The 15,365-nt window shown below is 63.8% G+C and carries 18 protein-coding genes; 6 read left to right on the plus strand and 12 right to left on the minus strand.

Annotation, left to right across the window (positions count from 1 at the left end; all coding sequences use genetic code 11):
* Positions 1 to 10 precede the first annotated feature (10 nt).
* The 3 genes from AC097A_RS09310 to rlmD all read left to right on the plus strand — a co-directional run bounded on the left by AC097A_RS09310 (position 11) and on the right by rlmD (position 3,594).
* The gene (locus AC097A_RS09310) at positions 11 to 886 is read left to right on the plus strand and encodes a peptidoglycan DD-metalloendopeptidase family protein (RefSeq protein ID WP_315493274.1); all 876 of its coding nucleotides are present in this window, start codon (positions 11 to 13) and stop codon (positions 884 to 886) included.
* 102 nt (positions 887 to 988) lie between these two features.
* On the plus strand, positions 989 to 1,930 hold the full coding sequence (locus tag AC097A_RS09315; RefSeq protein WP_479620611.1) for a sigma-70 family RNA polymerase sigma factor: 942 nt from the start codon (positions 989 to 991) through the stop codon (positions 1,928 to 1,930).
* Between the two features lie 149 nt (positions 1,931 to 2,079).
* Positions 2,080 to 3,594, plus strand: coding sequence for a 23S rRNA (uracil(1939)-C(5))-methyltransferase RlmD (gene rlmD, locus AC097A_RS09320; protein WP_479620612.1), 1,515 nt, complete (start codon positions 2,080 to 2,082; stop codon positions 3,592 to 3,594).
* 33 nt (positions 3,595 to 3,627) lie between these two features.
* Here rlmD and AC097A_RS09325 read toward each other — a convergent pair whose 3' ends face one another.
* Both AC097A_RS09325 and AC097A_RS09330 read right to left on the minus strand, forming a co-directional pair.
* On the minus strand, positions 3,628 to 4,014 hold the full coding sequence (locus AC097A_RS09325; protein ID WP_105260670.1) for a hypothetical protein: 387 nt from the start codon (positions 4,012 to 4,014) through the stop codon (positions 3,628 to 3,630).
* 109 nt (positions 4,015 to 4,123) lie between these two features.
* Positions 4,124 to 4,819: a Bax inhibitor-1 family protein gene (locus tag AC097A_RS09330; protein WP_315479331.1), complete on the minus strand. Its 696-nt coding sequence runs from the start codon at positions 4,817 to 4,819 to the stop codon at positions 4,124 to 4,126.
* 206 nt (positions 4,820 to 5,025) lie between these two features.
* Between AC097A_RS09330 and AC097A_RS09335 the strand changes: the two genes are divergently transcribed.
* Positions 5,026 to 5,433 carry a GlcG/HbpS family heme-binding protein gene (locus AC097A_RS09335; RefSeq protein WP_105260672.1) on the plus strand — a complete coding sequence of 136 codons (408 nt, stop codon included), beginning with the start codon at positions 5,026 to 5,028 and terminating at the stop codon, positions 5,431 to 5,433.
* Between the two features lie 70 nt (positions 5,434 to 5,503).
* Here AC097A_RS09335 and hemP read toward each other — a convergent pair whose 3' ends face one another.
* The 6 genes from hemP to AC097A_RS09365 all read right to left on the minus strand — a co-directional run bounded on the left by hemP (position 5,504) and on the right by AC097A_RS09365 (position 8,454).
* Positions 5,504 to 5,716, minus strand: coding sequence for a hemin uptake protein HemP (hemP, locus tag AC097A_RS09340; protein ID WP_479620613.1), 213 nt, complete (start codon positions 5,714 to 5,716; stop codon positions 5,504 to 5,506).
* Positions 5,709 to 6,179 (minus strand): hypothetical protein, encoded by a 471-nt coding sequence (locus tag AC097A_RS09345; RefSeq protein WP_479620614.1) that lies wholly within the window; start codon positions 6,177 to 6,179, stop codon positions 5,709 to 5,711. The genes hemP and AC097A_RS09345 overlap by 8 nt, the downstream gene beginning before the upstream one ends.
* Before the next feature lie 11 nt (positions 6,180 to 6,190).
* On the minus strand, positions 6,191 to 6,613 hold the full coding sequence (locus tag AC097A_RS09350) for a biopolymer transporter ExbD (protein WP_315493278.1): 423 nt from the start codon (positions 6,611 to 6,613) through the stop codon (positions 6,191 to 6,193).
* 8 nt (positions 6,614 to 6,621) lie between these two features.
* Positions 6,622 to 7,338, minus strand: coding sequence for a MotA/TolQ/ExbB proton channel family protein (locus tag AC097A_RS09355; RefSeq protein ID WP_105260676.1), 717 nt, complete (start codon positions 7,336 to 7,338; stop codon positions 6,622 to 6,624).
* A gap of 44 nt (positions 7,339 to 7,382) precedes the next feature.
* Positions 7,383 to 8,105 (minus strand): energy transducer TonB, encoded by a 723-nt coding sequence (locus AC097A_RS09360; protein WP_479620615.1) that lies wholly within the window; start codon positions 8,103 to 8,105, stop codon positions 7,383 to 7,385.
* 133 nt (positions 8,106 to 8,238) lie between these two features.
* On the minus strand, positions 8,239 to 8,454 hold the full coding sequence (locus AC097A_RS09365) for a (2Fe-2S)-binding protein (RefSeq protein WP_315493280.1): 216 nt from the start codon (positions 8,452 to 8,454) through the stop codon (positions 8,239 to 8,241).
* 207 nt (positions 8,455 to 8,661) lie between these two features.
* Here AC097A_RS09365 and AC097A_RS09370 point away from each other — a divergent pair, with 207 nt between their 5' ends.
* Positions 8,662 to 9,423, plus strand: a complete 762-nt coding sequence (locus AC097A_RS09370) for a substrate-binding periplasmic protein (protein ID WP_105260679.1) — start codon at positions 8,662 to 8,664, stop codon at positions 9,421 to 9,423.
* A gap of 55 nt (positions 9,424 to 9,478) precedes the next feature.
* Here the strand turns inward: AC097A_RS09370 and AC097A_RS09375 are convergent, their stop codons facing one another.
* From AC097A_RS09375 to AC097A_RS09390, 4 genes are read right to left on the minus strand one after another with little or no spacing between them, the layout of a single operon-like run.
* Positions 9,479 to 10,591, minus strand: coding sequence for a DUF1513 domain-containing protein (locus AC097A_RS09375; RefSeq protein WP_479620616.1), 1,113 nt, complete (start codon positions 10,589 to 10,591; stop codon positions 9,479 to 9,481).
* 7 nt (positions 10,592 to 10,598) lie between these two features.
* Positions 10,599 to 11,651 carry an imelysin family protein gene (locus AC097A_RS09380; protein WP_479620617.1) on the minus strand — a complete coding sequence of 351 codons (1,053 nt, stop codon included), beginning with the start codon at positions 11,649 to 11,651 and terminating at the stop codon, positions 10,599 to 10,601.
* Positions 11,648 to 13,093 (minus strand): di-heme oxidoreductase family protein, encoded by a 1,446-nt coding sequence (locus AC097A_RS09385; protein ID WP_479620618.1) that lies wholly within the window; start codon positions 13,091 to 13,093, stop codon positions 11,648 to 11,650. The genes AC097A_RS09380 and AC097A_RS09385 overlap by 4 nt, the downstream gene beginning before the upstream one ends.
* Positions 13,090 to 14,247 (minus strand): imelysin family protein, encoded by a 1,158-nt coding sequence (locus AC097A_RS09390; RefSeq protein WP_479620619.1) that lies wholly within the window; start codon positions 14,245 to 14,247, stop codon positions 13,090 to 13,092. Before AC097A_RS09390 ends, AC097A_RS09385 begins: the two co-directional genes overlap by 4 nt.
* Positions 14,248 to 14,372: 125 nt before the next feature.
* Here AC097A_RS09390 and AC097A_RS09395 point away from each other — a divergent pair, with 125 nt between their 5' ends.
* On the plus strand, positions 14,373 to 15,338 hold the full coding sequence (locus AC097A_RS09395) for an alpha/beta hydrolase (protein ID WP_479620620.1): 966 nt from the start codon (positions 14,373 to 14,375) through the stop codon (positions 15,336 to 15,338).
* Positions 15,339 to 15,365 lie beyond the last annotated feature (27 nt).

Raw genomic sequence — 15,365 nt, forward strand, 5'->3', positions numbered from 1 at the left:
AAAGAAACATATGTTTGGTGTGCGTCGTTTAGCGTTGGCCGGGGCTTGTGTGGCTGTGGTGGTGTTGTCTGCTTGTAGCTCTACGTCCGTGAACCGCGCGCCTGTCGAGGACCGTGGCAGCTCCGCCGGCAAGTCGGCCCCGGTGACGGACCCCCGCACCCAGCCTGTCAAGCAGCCACCGGGCTTTGAGAACGCGGGTAAGGCTGGCTACTACACCGTCAAACCCGGCGATACGCTGATGCGCATTGGCCTGGAAACCGGCCAGGGGCACAAAGACATCGCGCGCTGGAACGCGATGGACAACCCCGACAAGATTGAAGTGGGCCAGGTGCTGCGCGTGGTGCCGCCCGTTGCGGACACGGTGGCAGTAGCCAAGCCCGTGGCAAGTTCGTCGGCCACCACGACCACGCTGCCCGCAGCGGGTGCGGCTTCGGCGCCTGCCAAGGCGGCATCCACACCGGTTGCCGCTGCTTCGGCACCCAGCACACCCGCGCCCGCAGCCGCAGCGTCTGGGGAAGATGATCTGGCCTGGATCTGGCCCGGCAATGGCCCGGTGGTCGCGGGTTTTGACGAAGTGAAGAACAAAGGCCTGGACATTGGTGGCGCCGCGGGCGACCCGGTGCTGGCGGCCGGCGAAGGCAAGGTGGTGTATGCCGGTGCGGGCTTGCGTGGCTATGGCAACCTGATCATTCTCAAACACAACAACACCTACCTTACGGCTTACGCCCACAACCAGACCCTGCTGGTCAAGGAAGACCAGACGGTGAAGAAGGGCCAGAAGATTGCCGAGATGGGCAGCAGTGACGCCGACCGCGTGAAGCTGCACTTTGAGGTGCGCCGGCAAGGCAAGCCGGTGGACCCGGCCAAATACCTCCCCGCCAGATAGCAGGCCCCCATGAAAAAGCCCCGCCCCCCCGCACCGGATGACGCTCCCGCCCGTCCGAACCACGCGGGGAGCGATTGGGTATCAAATCGGCCTCTGGAGCGCATGGATTCTGCGCAAGCAGCTCCTGAAAACATAGCAAGCCAAGCCCCCGAGGGCTGGACCGCCGAGGCTACTGCGCCCACCGCGGGCGAAGATGTGGCCGATGCGCTGGCCGTGTACCTGCGCGGCGTGCGGCGTACCACCTTGTTCACCCCCGAAGAAGAGTTCAACATGGCGGTGCGCGCCCGTGCCGGCGACTTTGCGGCGCGCCAAAGCATGATCGAACACAACCTGCGCCTGGTGGTCAGCATTGCCAAGGGCTACAACGGGCGCGGCGTGCCCATGTCCGACCTGATCGAAGAGGGCAACCTGGGGCTGATGCACGCCATCGACAAGTTTGAGCCCGAGCGGGGCTTTCGTTTCTCCACCTACGCCACCTGGTGGATACGCCAGTCGGTGGACCGGGCGCTGATGTACCAGGGCCGGGCCGTGCGCCTGCCGGTGAATGTGGTGCGCGAGGTGCAGCAGGTGCTGCGCGCACGTCGGGCGCTGGAAAACGATGCTGCGTTGGTGGCGCAGCGCCCCGAAGGCATTCGCGTGGAGGACATTGCGGCACTGCTGGGGCGCGATGCGCCCGATGTGGCCGATCTGTTGGCCATGTCCGAAGCACCGCGCTCGCTCGATGCCACGCTGGATCCGGGCGGCGAGGAGCATTCGTTGGGCGACAGCCTGGTCGACGAGCTGGCGCTGGACCCGCAGGCGCAGGCCCATGCGCACGAGGTGGACGTGCTGCTGGAGGAGTGGATTGCCACCCTGTCGCCGCGCGAGCGCGAGGTGCTGGAGGGCCGTTTTGGCCTGCATGACCGTGAACCCGAAACGCTGGACGTGATCAGCAGCCGGCTGGGGCTGACACGTGAGCGTGTGCGCCAGGTGCAAAACGAGGCTTTGTTCAAGCTCAAACGCCACCTGGCCCGCCGCGGTATCAAACGCGAATTTTTAATGTAGCCACACTGGCCCCCACGCTCTGCTACTGCGTGGGTCGCTGCCCCCTGAGGGGGTTAATTCTTCCCTTTCAGGGCTGACCGCCAGGCGGTTCAGAACTTGGGGCGGCCCGGCGAAGAATTGCCCTTTTACTGACCTGAGACAATCGGGGCATGAGCGACGTTATTTCCCCCGATACCCTTTCCCCCATCTCCCCTGAAACTCCGACCGAAGCTGCCTTGCCCGAAGGCTGGCTGCGCGTCAAATCCCTGGACCTGGAGGCCCAGGGCGTAGCCCACCGGCCCGATGGCAAGGTGGTGTTTGTTGACGGTGCGCTGCCGTTTGAGGTGGTGAGCGCCCAGATCCACCGCAGCAAAAGCAGCTTCGAGAAGGGCACGCTGACCGAGATCCACCAGGAATCGTCTCAGCGCGTGCGCCCAGCTTGCCCGCACTTCGGCCTGCACGAAGGCGCTTGTGGCGGCTGCAAGATGCAGCACTTGCATGTGAGCGCCCAGGTGGCGGTGAAGCAGCGCGTGCTGGAAGACAACCTCTGGCACATCGGCAAGGTCAAGCCCGACAACATCCTGCGCCCCATCGAAGGCCCGGCCTGGGGCTACCGCTACCGCGCCCGCCTGTCGGTGCGCCACGTGCGCAAAAAAGGTCAGGTGCTGATTGGTTTTCACGAGCGCAAGAGCCGCTACGTGGCCGACATGAAGGAATGCCATGTGCTGGCGCCGCACGTGAGTGCCATGCTGGTGCCGCTGCGCCGCCTGATCGAGTCCATGGACGCCGTGGAGACGTTGGCCCAGATCGAGCTGGCCATGGGTGACATGGCGCCCACGGCGGGTGCCAATGGCGGTGCGGGCGAGGTGATTGCCATGGTGCTGCGCCACCTGGAGCCACTGTCCGATGGCGACCTGAACCGCCTGCGCCAGTTTGCCGCCATCAACCCCGGCCTGCAATGGTGGTTGCAACCCAAGGGGCTGGACACGGTGCACCGCCTGGACGAACTGCCAGGCCACACCACGGGCCAATTGGCTTATCAGCTGCCGGACTTCGGCATCACCATGCCGTTTCGCCCGACCGACTTCACCCAGGTGAACCCGCACATCAACCGCGTGTTGGTGTCGCGCGCGCTGGGCCTGCTGGCGGTGCAAAAGACCGAGCGTGTGATCGACTGGTTCTGCGGCCTGGGTAACTTCACGCTGCCGCTGGCCACCCAGGCGCGCGAGGTGCTGGGTGTGGAGGGCGCCGAGGCGCTGGTGGCGCGTTCGCGCGAAAATCTGGCACTCAATGTGGCTGCGGGTTCAGAGCCAAATAACCCTCTGGCCCCCGTAAAAACTGCGCTGGCAGCTACCAAATTTGTAGCACGCAACCTGTTCGAAATGACACCCGAGTTGCTGATTGGTGATGGCGCGGCCGACAAATGGCTGGTAGACCCACCGCGTGAAGGCGCGTTCTCATTGGTGCAGGCCTTGGCTGCCTTGCACCAGCAGCCCGAGCTGCGCAAGGGCTGGACGCCACCCAAACGCATCGTCTACGTGAGCTGCAACCCCGCCACGCTGGCGCGCGATGCGGGCGTGCTGGTGCAAGAGGCGGGTTACCGCTGTACCAAGGGGGGCGTGGTGAATATGTTCCCCCACACGGCGCACGTGGAGAGTATTGCGGTGTTTGAGCTGCAGGACTGAGTGTGAAGGCCCCACGTCCGTGGGGTGGCGCTCTCAGTGGGCGCTGGACTTCTCGCCGCCGGCCTTGGCCGTTTTGGTCTTGGCCTTGGGGTCTTTGGCTTCGGCGTCCTTGGTTTCGGTGATCACGCCGTCTGCATCTGTGGCCGAAGCGGGTTTGATGCCGGTGGGCGCCACGCCCTCGATCTTGTTGTCGCGCATGTACTGGTCCATGTCTTTCCAGCCCGTGAAAACGGCCGCCTTGGAGGCCTTCTCGTTCATGGCATAACAGTCTTCAATGCTACGCAGCCCGTGGCGGCAGGCGCTGCCGATGGCCTTGGCGTCGGCCTCACGCTGGGCCACACGCGGGTCTGCCAGCAGGGCTTGCAGGTCGCAGCCAGCGAGCAGAAGAGTGAGGGCGAGGGGGAGTAGGCGCAGGGACATGGATGCAGAGAGTGGTCTAGGTCTTTTATCGGCTGATTTTGCGCGCAATTGAGCGCGCCATGCAAAAAGGCCCCGAAGGGCCTTGGTGTGCAGGGGATGTGTGCGGTGTTTAGTCGCGTTCGCCACCAAAGATACCCAGCAGGGCCAACAGGCTCTGGAACACGTTGATGATGTCCAGGTACAGGGCCAGCGTGGCGCTGATGTAGTTGGTTTCGCCGCCGTCAATGATCTGCTTGATGTCGTACAGCATGTAGGCGCTGAAGATACCAATGGCTGCCATGGACATGGCCATCATGCCGGCGGTGGAGCCGACAAAGGCGTTGATCACGCCACCGACCAGCAACACGATGGTGCCAACAAACAGCCACTTGCCCATGCCCGACAGGTCACGCTTGATGACGCTGGCCAGCGAGGCCATCACCAAAAACACACCCGCGGTGCCGCCAAAGGCGGTGAACACGAGTTCAGCGCCGTTGCGGAAGCCCAGCACGTGGCCAATTAGCCGCGACAGCATCAGGCCCATGAAGAAGGTGAAGCCCAGCAGCACGGGCACGCCGGCGGCAGAGTTTTTGGTTTTTTCGATGGCGTAGATGAAACCGAACGCGCCGGCCAAAAACACCACCATACCCATGATGCCGCCCAGCGACTGGGTGATACCGGTGGCCACGCCAATCCAGGCGCCCAACACGGTGGGGACCAGGCTCAGGGCCAGCAGCCAATAAGTGTTGCGCAGCACTTTGTTGCGCTGTGCGGAAGATGCGCCATAGCCCAGGCTTTGGCCCATGGTGGTTATGCGATCGGTCATAGTCATTGCTCCTTGTTACTGCAGTCTGCAGGTGTGGCCATTCTAGGGAATAACAAGGCCTGCGCCGCATTTGGCCCTGCGATTGGCCGGGTTTTGTGCAGGGCTGTTCTGCGCTTGGCACGGTCAATGCTGCCTTGGCAAACGGTATGCTTGGGGTTTTCCCCCTCTCTCACTCTCTTTGCCCCCTATTTTTTGCAAGGTCTGCCATGAAAACCAAATCCGTACTCGAATTCGCTGATGTCAAAGCCATTGCCGCCGCGGCTGAAGCCGAAGCCCTGAAAAACAACTGGGCCGTCAGCATTGCCATCGTGGACGATGGCGGCCACCTGCTGTCCTTCCAGCGCCTGGACGGTGCGGCGCCCATCTCGGCCCACATTGCGCCCGGCAAGGCCCACACGGCCGCCATGGGCCGCCGCGAGAGCAAGGTGTACGAGGACATGATTAATGGTGGCCGCGTGTCGTTCCTGAGCGCGCCCAACCTGGAAGGCATGCTGGAGGGCGGTGTGCCCATCCTCAAAGACGGCCAATGCCTGGGTGCGGTGGGGGTGAGCGGCGTCAAGTCCAACGAGGACGCCCAGATTGCCAAGGCCGGGATTGCCGCCATCGGCCTGTAAGCCGCCAAACTGCTATTAAAAGCATAGCTGCTCGCGCACTGTGAATGTGCGCTAGCAGCTATTTTTATGCCTATTTGGTGAGGATGAGTTTGCCCGACTTGGTGCTTTGCAGGCGGTAACGCTGGCCGTTGTGCTCAATCTCGATGGCCTGGCGGGGGCCCAGCAGGGCGCTGGATTGCAACACGTCGTGGTTCTCTCGCGCTCTCCCCTGCACCGGGGAAGGGGAACTGCGCGGTGTGGGCGAGGGGATCGGGCTGTCGCAGGCTTCTTGGGTGCTAGGCATACGAGAAACTCCGGCGCACGAGCTGCTGCCAGCGCTGCTGGCGGTGTTTGTAAAACCCCCAGGCAAACAGCCACACCAAGGGCGTAAGCCAGCCGGCCCGGATGTCCACTTGGTCGGTGTAGTGGCAGCCCTGCTCTGCCGCCTGGATGAAGATGCGGTGGTCCCAGCGCGAGATCAGCGTGCCAGAGCCGTTGTCGCGCAGCTCCACAGAGAAGTGGCCGTCGCGCTGTGAATGGTCCTGGCCCGATATACGCACCATTTGCCGCCCCAGCGGAATACAACCCAGCAGGTGCATGGCGACCTCGTACTCCCGCGCCTCCCACCGGGCTGGCAGCTCTGGCGGGGTGATGGGCGTGAAGTGCACCAGCGGTTGCGCAATGTGCATGAGCAGGCGGGTGGTTTGTACCTCGTCAAAGCAGCGCTCTGCGGTGCAGTCCAGGCGGGTTTTCAGGGTCAGCAGCATGGGCGCCTGCCTCAGGGCTTGGGTTCGGTGATGAAGCCGATCTTGCGCAGCCCGGCCACCTGGGCCGCGCCCATGGCCTGAGCGACAAACTCGTAGCGCACGGTTTTGTCGCCGCGGATGTGCAGCTCTGGCTGCGGGTCCTTGGCTGCCTCGGCCTGCAACACGGCGGGCAAGGCATCTGCGGCGACCGGGTTCTGGTTCAGGAAGTAGGCGCCCTGGGCGTCCACGCTGAGCTGAATGGTTTCTGGCTTGGCGTTTTGGGGCTGGCTGGTGGCCGTGGGTAGTTCCACGTTCACTGCGTGTTTCATCACCGGCACGGTGATGATGAAGATGATGAGCAACACCAGCATCACGTCCACCAGGGGCGTCATGTTGATTTCGTTCATCACATCGGCGTCGCCCTCTGCGCTGGCGTCTTGTATTCCGAAGGACATACCTTGCCTTATGCCTTCTTCATGGCAATGACCTTGCCGTCTGCCTGGCGGTTGCCCACGCGGGCACCCGTCACAAAGTAGGCGTGCAGGTCGTGCGCAAACCGGTTGAGCTTGGTCAGGATGGACTTGTTGCCACGCACCAGGGCGTTGTAGCCCAGCACGGCGGGAATCGCCACGGCCAGACCCAGCGCGGTCATGATCAACGCCTCACCAATCGGTCCCGCCACTTTGTCGATGGTGGCCGAGCCCGCGGCGCCAATGCCCATCAGCGCGTGGTAGATGCCCCACACGGTGCCAAACAGGCCCACAAATGGCGCTGTTGAACCCACCGAGGCCAGAATCGCCAGACCGCCCTGGAGGCGTGCAGTACTGTCATCAATGCTGTTGCGCAGCGAGCGGCTGATCCAGTCGCTGATGTCCAGCGCATCGTGCAGCTGGGTTTGGGTGTTGCGGTGGTGGGCGGTGGCTTCCTCGCCGGTCTGGGCCAGTTGCACAAAGGGGTTGTCCTGCTGGGGGCCCAGGGCCTTCATGCCTGCGGAGAAGTCTTCGCTGTGCCAAAACGCTTCGGTACGCTGGCCCAGGGACTTGAATTTGAAAACGTCCAGTGCCTTGATCAGAATCACGATCCACGAGGACAAGGACATGATCAGCAAAAGCAGGGCGACGGCTTTGGTGACCCAATCGCCTTGGGTCCAGAGGGTCATGAGTCCGAGTTGCGATTCCATTTACTACTCCACAAAAAATCAGAAAGAGATACAGAAAAAAAGAACTACTGGAGCGTCCAGTTCACGGGCACGTCAAACCACATCGCCTCGGGCACGCCACCGCGTTTGCCTGGCACGTAGCGCCACTTGAGAACGGTGGTGACCGCCGCCTGGTCCAGCCGGTCAGAGCCGCTGGACGTCTTGACGCTGGCCTGGGATGCCTGGCCATCGGGACTGATCAGCACACGCACGACCACTTTGCCCTGTTCGCCAAGGCGCTTGCTCATGGAGGGGTAGGCCGGCAAGGGGTTGTTTAAATAGGCAGCGTCGCTGGATGGCAGCTCCACTTTGGGGGGCGCGGGCGGTGCGGGCGGTGCATTGGCCTTGCTGCCGGCATTGGTAGACGCGGGGGCGGGTGCCACGGCGGTGGGGGCTGCGGCGCTGGCTTCGGGGGCCACGGCCGAGGGCGCAATGGCCAGCGGCACCGGGGTGGGTTGCGGGGTGACGGCAGGGGCCGGTGTGGGCTGGACGGGTTTGGGCGTCACGGCCTTGGGCTGCACCTTGGGTTGCGGCTGCACCACCGGTTTGGGGGCAGGCGGCGCCGCAGGGGGGGACATGATCTCGACCAGGATTTCGGCAGGCACCACGGCCTCGGCCACGCGGCGCAGCAAACCGGTTTGCATGGCCCACAGCACCACCACGTGCAGGGCAATGACGCTGAGAACGATGGTGGTGTTACGGCTCAGGGCAGGCAAGGCGCTGGGGCGGGGTAGGGCGGAAGTGGACATTGGTGGAGGAGGCCCAGGGAAGCTACCTGATCTTGCGTGCTATCGGAGAGGGGAGAGGCAAAAAAGGAGGCGGAGAGATCAAAATCAATGCAAACAAGAAGCGTTCTTGTTTGTGTGCAAAAAAACGACCCACTTAGCGAGACATGGACACGGCAATTGGCATCCAACCCTGCTGGGCGATGCTGGCTTGGGCGTGGCACTTGTCGATCACTTCGCGTGCGCATTCTTCACACTTGCCGCATTGGGTGGCCACACCCAGTTCAAACTGGATGTCGTCAAAGCCCATGCCCTCGCTGGCGTGCAGAGCAATCTCTTTCTCGGACACACGGCGGCAGACGCAAACAATCATGGCAAATTGGGGTGGCTGGTGTTGATGGGTGGATTCTAAATGAGAATCTATCTTATTTGTATTCTATGTGAAGAAATATGTAGGCTGTGTGGGGCTTCGGTGAAGCGGGCCGGTGCGATACTGGCCGCCGTCGTTGTGATTGGAGTCTTCATGAGCCCACCGGATACAGGGGGGACTGGGGGCAAATGCCGGCCGTGGCTCTGTGCTGTGTTGGCCGGTTTATTGGTGTTGCCCACCGGCCCATTGCTGGCCCAAACCCCGCAGGGGATGGTGCTGGGAACATCGCGCCCGGATGGCAGTTATGCCGGACGGATGCTGCGGCGTACTTTCCAGGAACTCTTCCGCCGTTTGGGAGTGCCGCTGGAGATGAAGGTGATGCCTTCGGCCCGGCTCACGGTGGAGCTGGCCGCTGACCGCATTGATGGTGAGGTGGCCCGCCCCCTGGCCTTTGCCGACAGCCAGCCTGGCCTGGTGCGGGTGGAAGAGCCCATCATGACCATTGGCTTTGCACTCTGGTCCATCCAACCCAGGCCCCTGTTGCTGCGCTTGGACCAGTTGGCGGACTCCGGCCTGTCGGTCAATTTCACGCGTGGCGTGGTGGAGTGTGAGCGCCTGCTGCAAGGTCTGCTGCCGCCCCAACGCGTGGTGGATGTGACCACCACCGTCAACGCGCTGACCCTGCTGCAGATGGGGCGCAACGATGTGCACTGTGGCATCGATGCCGCGGTGTTGTCCGATGCCGGCAGTGCCGAGCTGGCGGGCCTGCCGCCACCCATCAAGCTGTTTTCGGTGGGTGAGGCGATTCCGCTGTACTTTTACCTGCAGCGTAAACATGCGGCGCTGGTGCCGCAGATCGATGCCGTGCTGAAAAAGATGAAGGCCGAAGGCGTGCTGGAGCAAATCCGCCGGGAGACGCTGGTGGAGTACAAACTCGCGCCGGTCTTGAAACCAGTAGCCCCCGCGCGCTAAGCCGCTGTTTAAGTATCAAACAGGGCTGTAGGTCACGTGGAATATGCGCAAGCAGCTATGTAAACGATAGCAAGGTGGCGTGATTGTCCCACGGCAAGGCCACGCCGTAGCGCTGCGGCTGCGGGGCGTGGCTGCGGTAGAGCAAGGCCGCCGTGTCGCCGCCCACCATCCAGCGCTCACCGCCAGCTGCCAAGGCGCCAGCGCCAGCCAGGGCCTGGGTTTGCAGGCTCTCACCCGCGACAGACCACGACGCCAGCCAGCCCGCATGGGGCGCGCTGACCCAGAACCGCTTGTCTGCACAACACACGTCGCCCGCGTAACCGTCCCAGGCGTCGGGGGCTTGGCCCGATGCCCAGTCCACCGTGCGCAGGGTGTCACCCTGCAGCAGGGCCAGTGCGGGCGCGGCCTGGCGGTCCTGCGGCTGCGGGTGTTCGGCCTGTAGCGCAATGCCCAGCGTGCCATCGGGCGCAAAGGCCAGGTGGCGCAGGCTCAGGTAGTGGTCAGCCAGGCGGTACTGCGCCAGTACCTGGCCACTCTGTACGTCCAGCCGGGTCAGGTTGGAATCCATACGCCCAATGTTGAGTTTGCGCCGCCCGGTTTCGGGCAGGTTCAGGATGCCGCCATTGGCCACCAGCAGCGTGCCGCTGGCTTCCAGCAATAGCGCGTGTGGACCAATGCCGCCGCTGGGAAACTCGCGCAGTTTTTCCAAGGTGTGTAGGTCGCGCTCGGCAATCAGGCCCTGGCCGGTGTCGCCATCGGTCTCGGTGGTGAAAAAGGTTTTGCCCTTGGCGGACAGGGCTGCGTGGCCACCCAGGTAACGGTCGTCTTCCATGGTGTGCCACTGCAGGGCCTTGCCACGCAGCGGGTCCATGCGCAGCAGGTATTCGCCGGGCCGGCGGGCCAGCACCAGCGCCTGTGGCGCTGTGCCTGGCGCGCCAGGCAGCACCAGCAATTGGTGCGCGCGTGCAGGCAGGGCAACGCCGCGGGGCGTTTGCCCTGGGGTCCACACGCCAGCCCAGGACTGTTCGCCGCGCATCCATGCGGTCAGCACCCGGGGGGGGTCTGGGGCGCGTGACGTGGAGGCCCCGGCGTGCCAACTGCTGCCTGCCCAACCGAGGGCTGTCACGGCCTGGCCCAGAAAGGCGCGGCGTGACGGGTGCAAAGCCATGGAGGCGTTAGTCCCCATCGGCATCGGTAAAACCCATGGTGATGGCCAGCACATCGCCCGCCAGGCCATTGGCCTGTGCCGATATCTGGGCCAGTGCAGCCTGGGCGGCGCGCACCGACGTGGCGTTGCCAGGGCGTGCCGCTTGCACCGTGCGCAGCAGGGTGGTGGTGCGCTCTTGCAGGCTCAGGCTGTCGCGCAAATGGCCGCGGCCTAGCAGCAGGCTGTTGAGGCTGCCCGCCACTGGCCAGCCAGGGTTGGTGGCTTGGGTGGCGGCCTGCGCGGCGGGTGAGCCAACCAAAAACGCCTGCAGGCCCTGTGCCTGGGCCAGCCAAGCGGCGGCCGTTTGGCCGCTGACACCACGCACCCAGGGTGCGCTGTCCTTGCCGCGGGTGTCGGGCACCATTTTTTTGATGCGCAACTGGTCCAGCCCACCTACGGCTTGGCCAAACCACTCGCCGTACAGGGCCCAGGCATCTTCCTCTTCCCATGCGGTATCGGTCAGCGTCTGGTAGCCCGCTTGCAGGGCCTGGCTCTCAGTCAGAATTTGCTGGGCCAGCACGCTGGCGTAGGCCTTCGCGTGGCCGCTGCCATCGGTCTTCCACAACAACCACTCCAGTGCGGGCAGGCCGCGTGCGGTGGCGCCTACGGTCTCCAGTTGTTGCACGGTGGTGACGCTGCCGCTCTCCAGCAGGCGCTGGATTTGGGCGGGGCGCGTGGGCCAAAAATCAATGGCGCGGGCCGAACGCCGCTCCAGCAGCGGCCCCACGGCCACCGCCGCCAGCCGCTCCCAGGCCAGCATGGTGGCCACCCACCGCGGGCGGTGCTGGGCCCAGGGTGTTGTGGCTTGCGACAAAGATTGCGCCAGGGCCTGCGCAGCCTGTTGCAGGCTTGCCGCACTGGGCTGCAGGTGCTGCTTCAGCAGGCCCAGCACCATCTGGCTGGACGAGATAAAGGGGGCTGCTACCTGTGGGGTTGCTATTGTTTTGATAGCTGCTTGCGCAGTTTCCATAAGGGCTAGAGCCCCAAAATGCATATAAGTCAGCAGGGTGCGTCGTTTCACAGGGACTCCACAAAAGCCACCAGCGCTTGCCGGTCGCGGGCATTGAGTTGCAGCACGTTGTTTTTGGCCCCTTGCGCCTCACCACCGTGCCACAGAATCGCTTCGAGCACGCCGTTGGCGCGGCCATCGTGCAGCAGGCGGCGGTGGCCGTTGACGTCGTGGATTAGGCCCACGCCCCACAGTGGTGGCGTTTTCCATTGCTGGCCGTTGGCTGCAAAGTCAGGCCGGCCATCGGCCAGATCCGGGCCCATGTTGTGCAGCAGCAGGTCGGTGTAGGGCCAGATTTTCAGCCCCTGCACTTTGGTGCTGGACAGGCGCGGGAAGGGCGCTGCACCGGTGGTGTAGCTGGGCCGGTGGCAGGCACTGCACTGGGCCTGGGCAAACAGGGCCTGGCCGCGCAGTACCTTGGCGTCGTTCACATTGCGCCGCGCGGCTGGTGCCAGCGTGGCCTGGTAGAAGATCACGTCCGCCAGTGTGCGCTCATCAATTTCGGGCGCCTTGCCTTGCGCACCGCGTGGTGCCGCCAGGCAGTCTTTTTGCGTGGGCGTGCAGGCCTCGTCGGGGTGCTGGGGCGAGGTGATGCCGATGTCGCCCAAAAAGGCGCCTGCGGTCTGGCTGGCCAGGCTGGCCTGGTTGGCCTTCCAGCCAAAGCGGCCCACCCGTTGGGCCTGGGCAAAGTCGTCCCACACGCGGTTGGGCTGGCCTTTGATCGGGCCCGCCGCAGCGGCTTGTGCCGCAGCGTTGGCCAAGATGTCGGATTCAGGAATGGCTTCGAGCAGGCCCACACCCGCCATTTGCGGCGCAATTCGCGGGCTCAGCATGGCGCCGGGGGCCAGCGGGCCGTAGGCCAGGTGGGTCAGGCTGTAGATCGGTTTGCGCAGCGTGTAGGGTGTGCCGTCGGCAAACTGGCCGCGCAGTGTCTGGTAGCGAATGCGGATTTGGCCTTCGGGCTGTACGCCCTGGATGGCTGCGTTGTTGAGCTGGTCGCCATAGACCGGGTCGGGCACGACACCACTGTGGGCGCCGATGCCGGGAATGGACAGGCGCATGAGCAGCGCCACGGGCGGATCGCTCAGGCCCTTGCGGAAATCGGGCGGTGCACCGCGGCCGTCTTGCACATGGCAGCCGCCGCAGGAGCGCGCGATGAAATGCGGGCCCAGGCCATCGCGTGCGGTGGTGGAGGCGGGGGCTTCGACCCAGTTGCGGCGGAAGAAAGAATTGCCCACCGCGAAACGCGCATTTTCTGCGTCGTCCAGCGTGGGCAGGGGCATGGAAAAGGCGTTGCGCCCGGTGGCAAACACCGTGGCCTCTGCGGCCGTGAGTTCACCCTGAACCACGCCGGAGAGGTCGGTATTGCTGTGGCCCCACAGGGGCCACGTTAACCCAGCAACAGCGCCCGCCAGAGTCAGCACGAGGCCGACTTTTTGACGGGCCCGCATCATTTGGCCTGGGCCAGCTTGGTAATGCCCAAAGCGGCGGCGGCTTCGGTGATGTCCTTGGACTGTTGCACCAGACTGTCGATCGTCTTTTGCACACGGATACGGCCGGGCGCATCTTTCGCACCGACGATTTCGCGGTCAAACGGGGCCTGGATAGCGGTGGCATTGGCCACGCTTTGGGCGATCTGTTTGCTCACCTTGTCGGCCAGTGCGGCGTTTTTGGCGGCCACCAGGTCCTTGAGCGACGCGCCTTGCAGCACGCTGCCGTCCAGACGTTTGTAGCTACCCAGCCAGACGTTGGCAATGCCTTGGGCATTGGTCACCACATCGCGGTGGGTGTTGTCGGAGAAGCAGGAATGTTCGTCTTCCTTGTCCTGCGTGTTCATGGCCACTTCCAGGCGTTCACCGGCCAGTTCACCGCGCGAGAGCGAGCCCATGCCGACGATGATCTTGCGCACGGATTGGATACCGCCTTGTTCAAACTTGGCGCGGTAGTTTTTGGCGCCGGGTGTCCAGGCCTTGACCAGGAAGCCCAGGTCGTCGATCAGCAGCTCGGTGGCGGTGACCAGGTAGGCGCGGCGGCGGTCGGCGTTGGGGGTCTTGCCGTCCACAAAGTCTTCAAACGAACGGTTGCCGGGACCGGTGTCGCTCTGGTCCTGGCCCCACAAGGAGAACTCGATGGCGTGCCAGCCCGCAGCAATGTTTTCTTCACCGCCACGTTCGTTGAGTTTGGACAGGCTGGCCTTGGTGATTTTGATTTTGGGGTTGTTCACCAGGCCGGCCTTGGGCTTGCCCGCCACGCTGTCAATGTAAGACTCGTCCAGCGGCCAGGCGTTGATGCGGCCCTCAGGTCCGTTGTCGTCGTCAATCGGGCCGCTGTAGAAGCGGAACACTTCGGTCTGGCCGTAGAACTCGCGTGCAGCCAACCAGGCTTTTTTGGCATCTTCCAGGCCTTGGGCCGAGGGGGCTGCGGCAAACGCGGCGATGGCCTTTTGCAGGGTCTGGGCGCTGGTCAACACGTCGCTGTAGTTGGCGTGTACCAGGGTGGCGTATTGCTGCACCACCGCTTTGGCATCGACGGTTTGTGCCTGGGCGGTAAAACCGCTGAATGCCAGTGCGGCAGCCAGAACGGTTTGGAGTAGTTGGCGTTTTTGCATGAAGGTCCTCGGTGTGAAAAGAAAACCATCCATCATAATGCGAATAATTCTCATTGTTGATCGATTCACACCAAAACTCGCGTGTGTTGCCCAGACGGCGCGCACGCCACATCAAGGAAAAAACTTTGAAATCCATTTGTCATCAACGGCGGTTACTTCTGGCCGCCCTGGGCGGCTGCCTGGCTGGCACCGTGCTGGCACAGGCGCCCACGCAGTTTGGTCGTGAACCCTTGCCCGCCGGCTGGGCTGCGCCGACTTTGTCGCGCAGCGTGGCGTTTGACCTGGACTCCCAACACACGGGCCAGCGCTACCGCGTGTGGTTGGGCCTGCCGCACAAAGCGGCACCGGCGAGGGGCTACCCGGTGTTATGGGCGCTGGATGGATTGGCCAGTTACCCTTTGATGGAAGTGGCCCGGCCCCGGCCTCCCAGCGCGGGGGAGAGTGCGCAGTGGCGGCAGAAAATTGGCGAAGAGCCCGCGGGTTTGGTGGTGGCCGTGGGTTACGCCAGTGGTGATCCGTTGGATGTGAATGCCCGCGCCAAAGATTACACCCCTGCGGTGACTGGCAAAACGGGTGACACCTTCTCCCATCAGCACGGCGGAGCAGAGGCCTTTTTGCGCTTTCTGACGCTGGAGTTGCGGCCTCTGCTGGCGCGGCATTTCGCCATGCACCCGCAGCAGCACACGCTGTTTGGTTTTTCGTATGGTGGCCTGTTCACCTTGCACACGCTCAGCACGCAACCGCAGCACTTTCAGCGTTACTGGGCGTCCAGCCCGTCGCTGTGGTTTGGTGAGCACCATGTCATGCGTGGCCTGCCCCAGCGTTTGGCGGCCTTGCCCGTGCAGCCCGCGGTGCGGGTGATGGTGACCGTGGGGCAGGACGAGCAATACCCCGCCAGTTTTGCGTCTGCCGAGGTGCAAAAGAAACTGCAGGAGCGCACCATGGTCGATAACGCCCAGCGCTTTGTGCAGGCCAGTAAAGACCATGTGCCCGCCTGGCAGGTGCAGTTGCAGCAGGTGCCTGGGCACGACCACCAGGACATGCTCTTCCACGGTGCACGCCGCGTGCTGGAGTTCGCGTTCGCCCCTTGAATCGCGCAACGGCGGAGCGTGGGGGCC

The organism is Rhodoferax sp. XS2R6 (assembly GCF_056521365.1).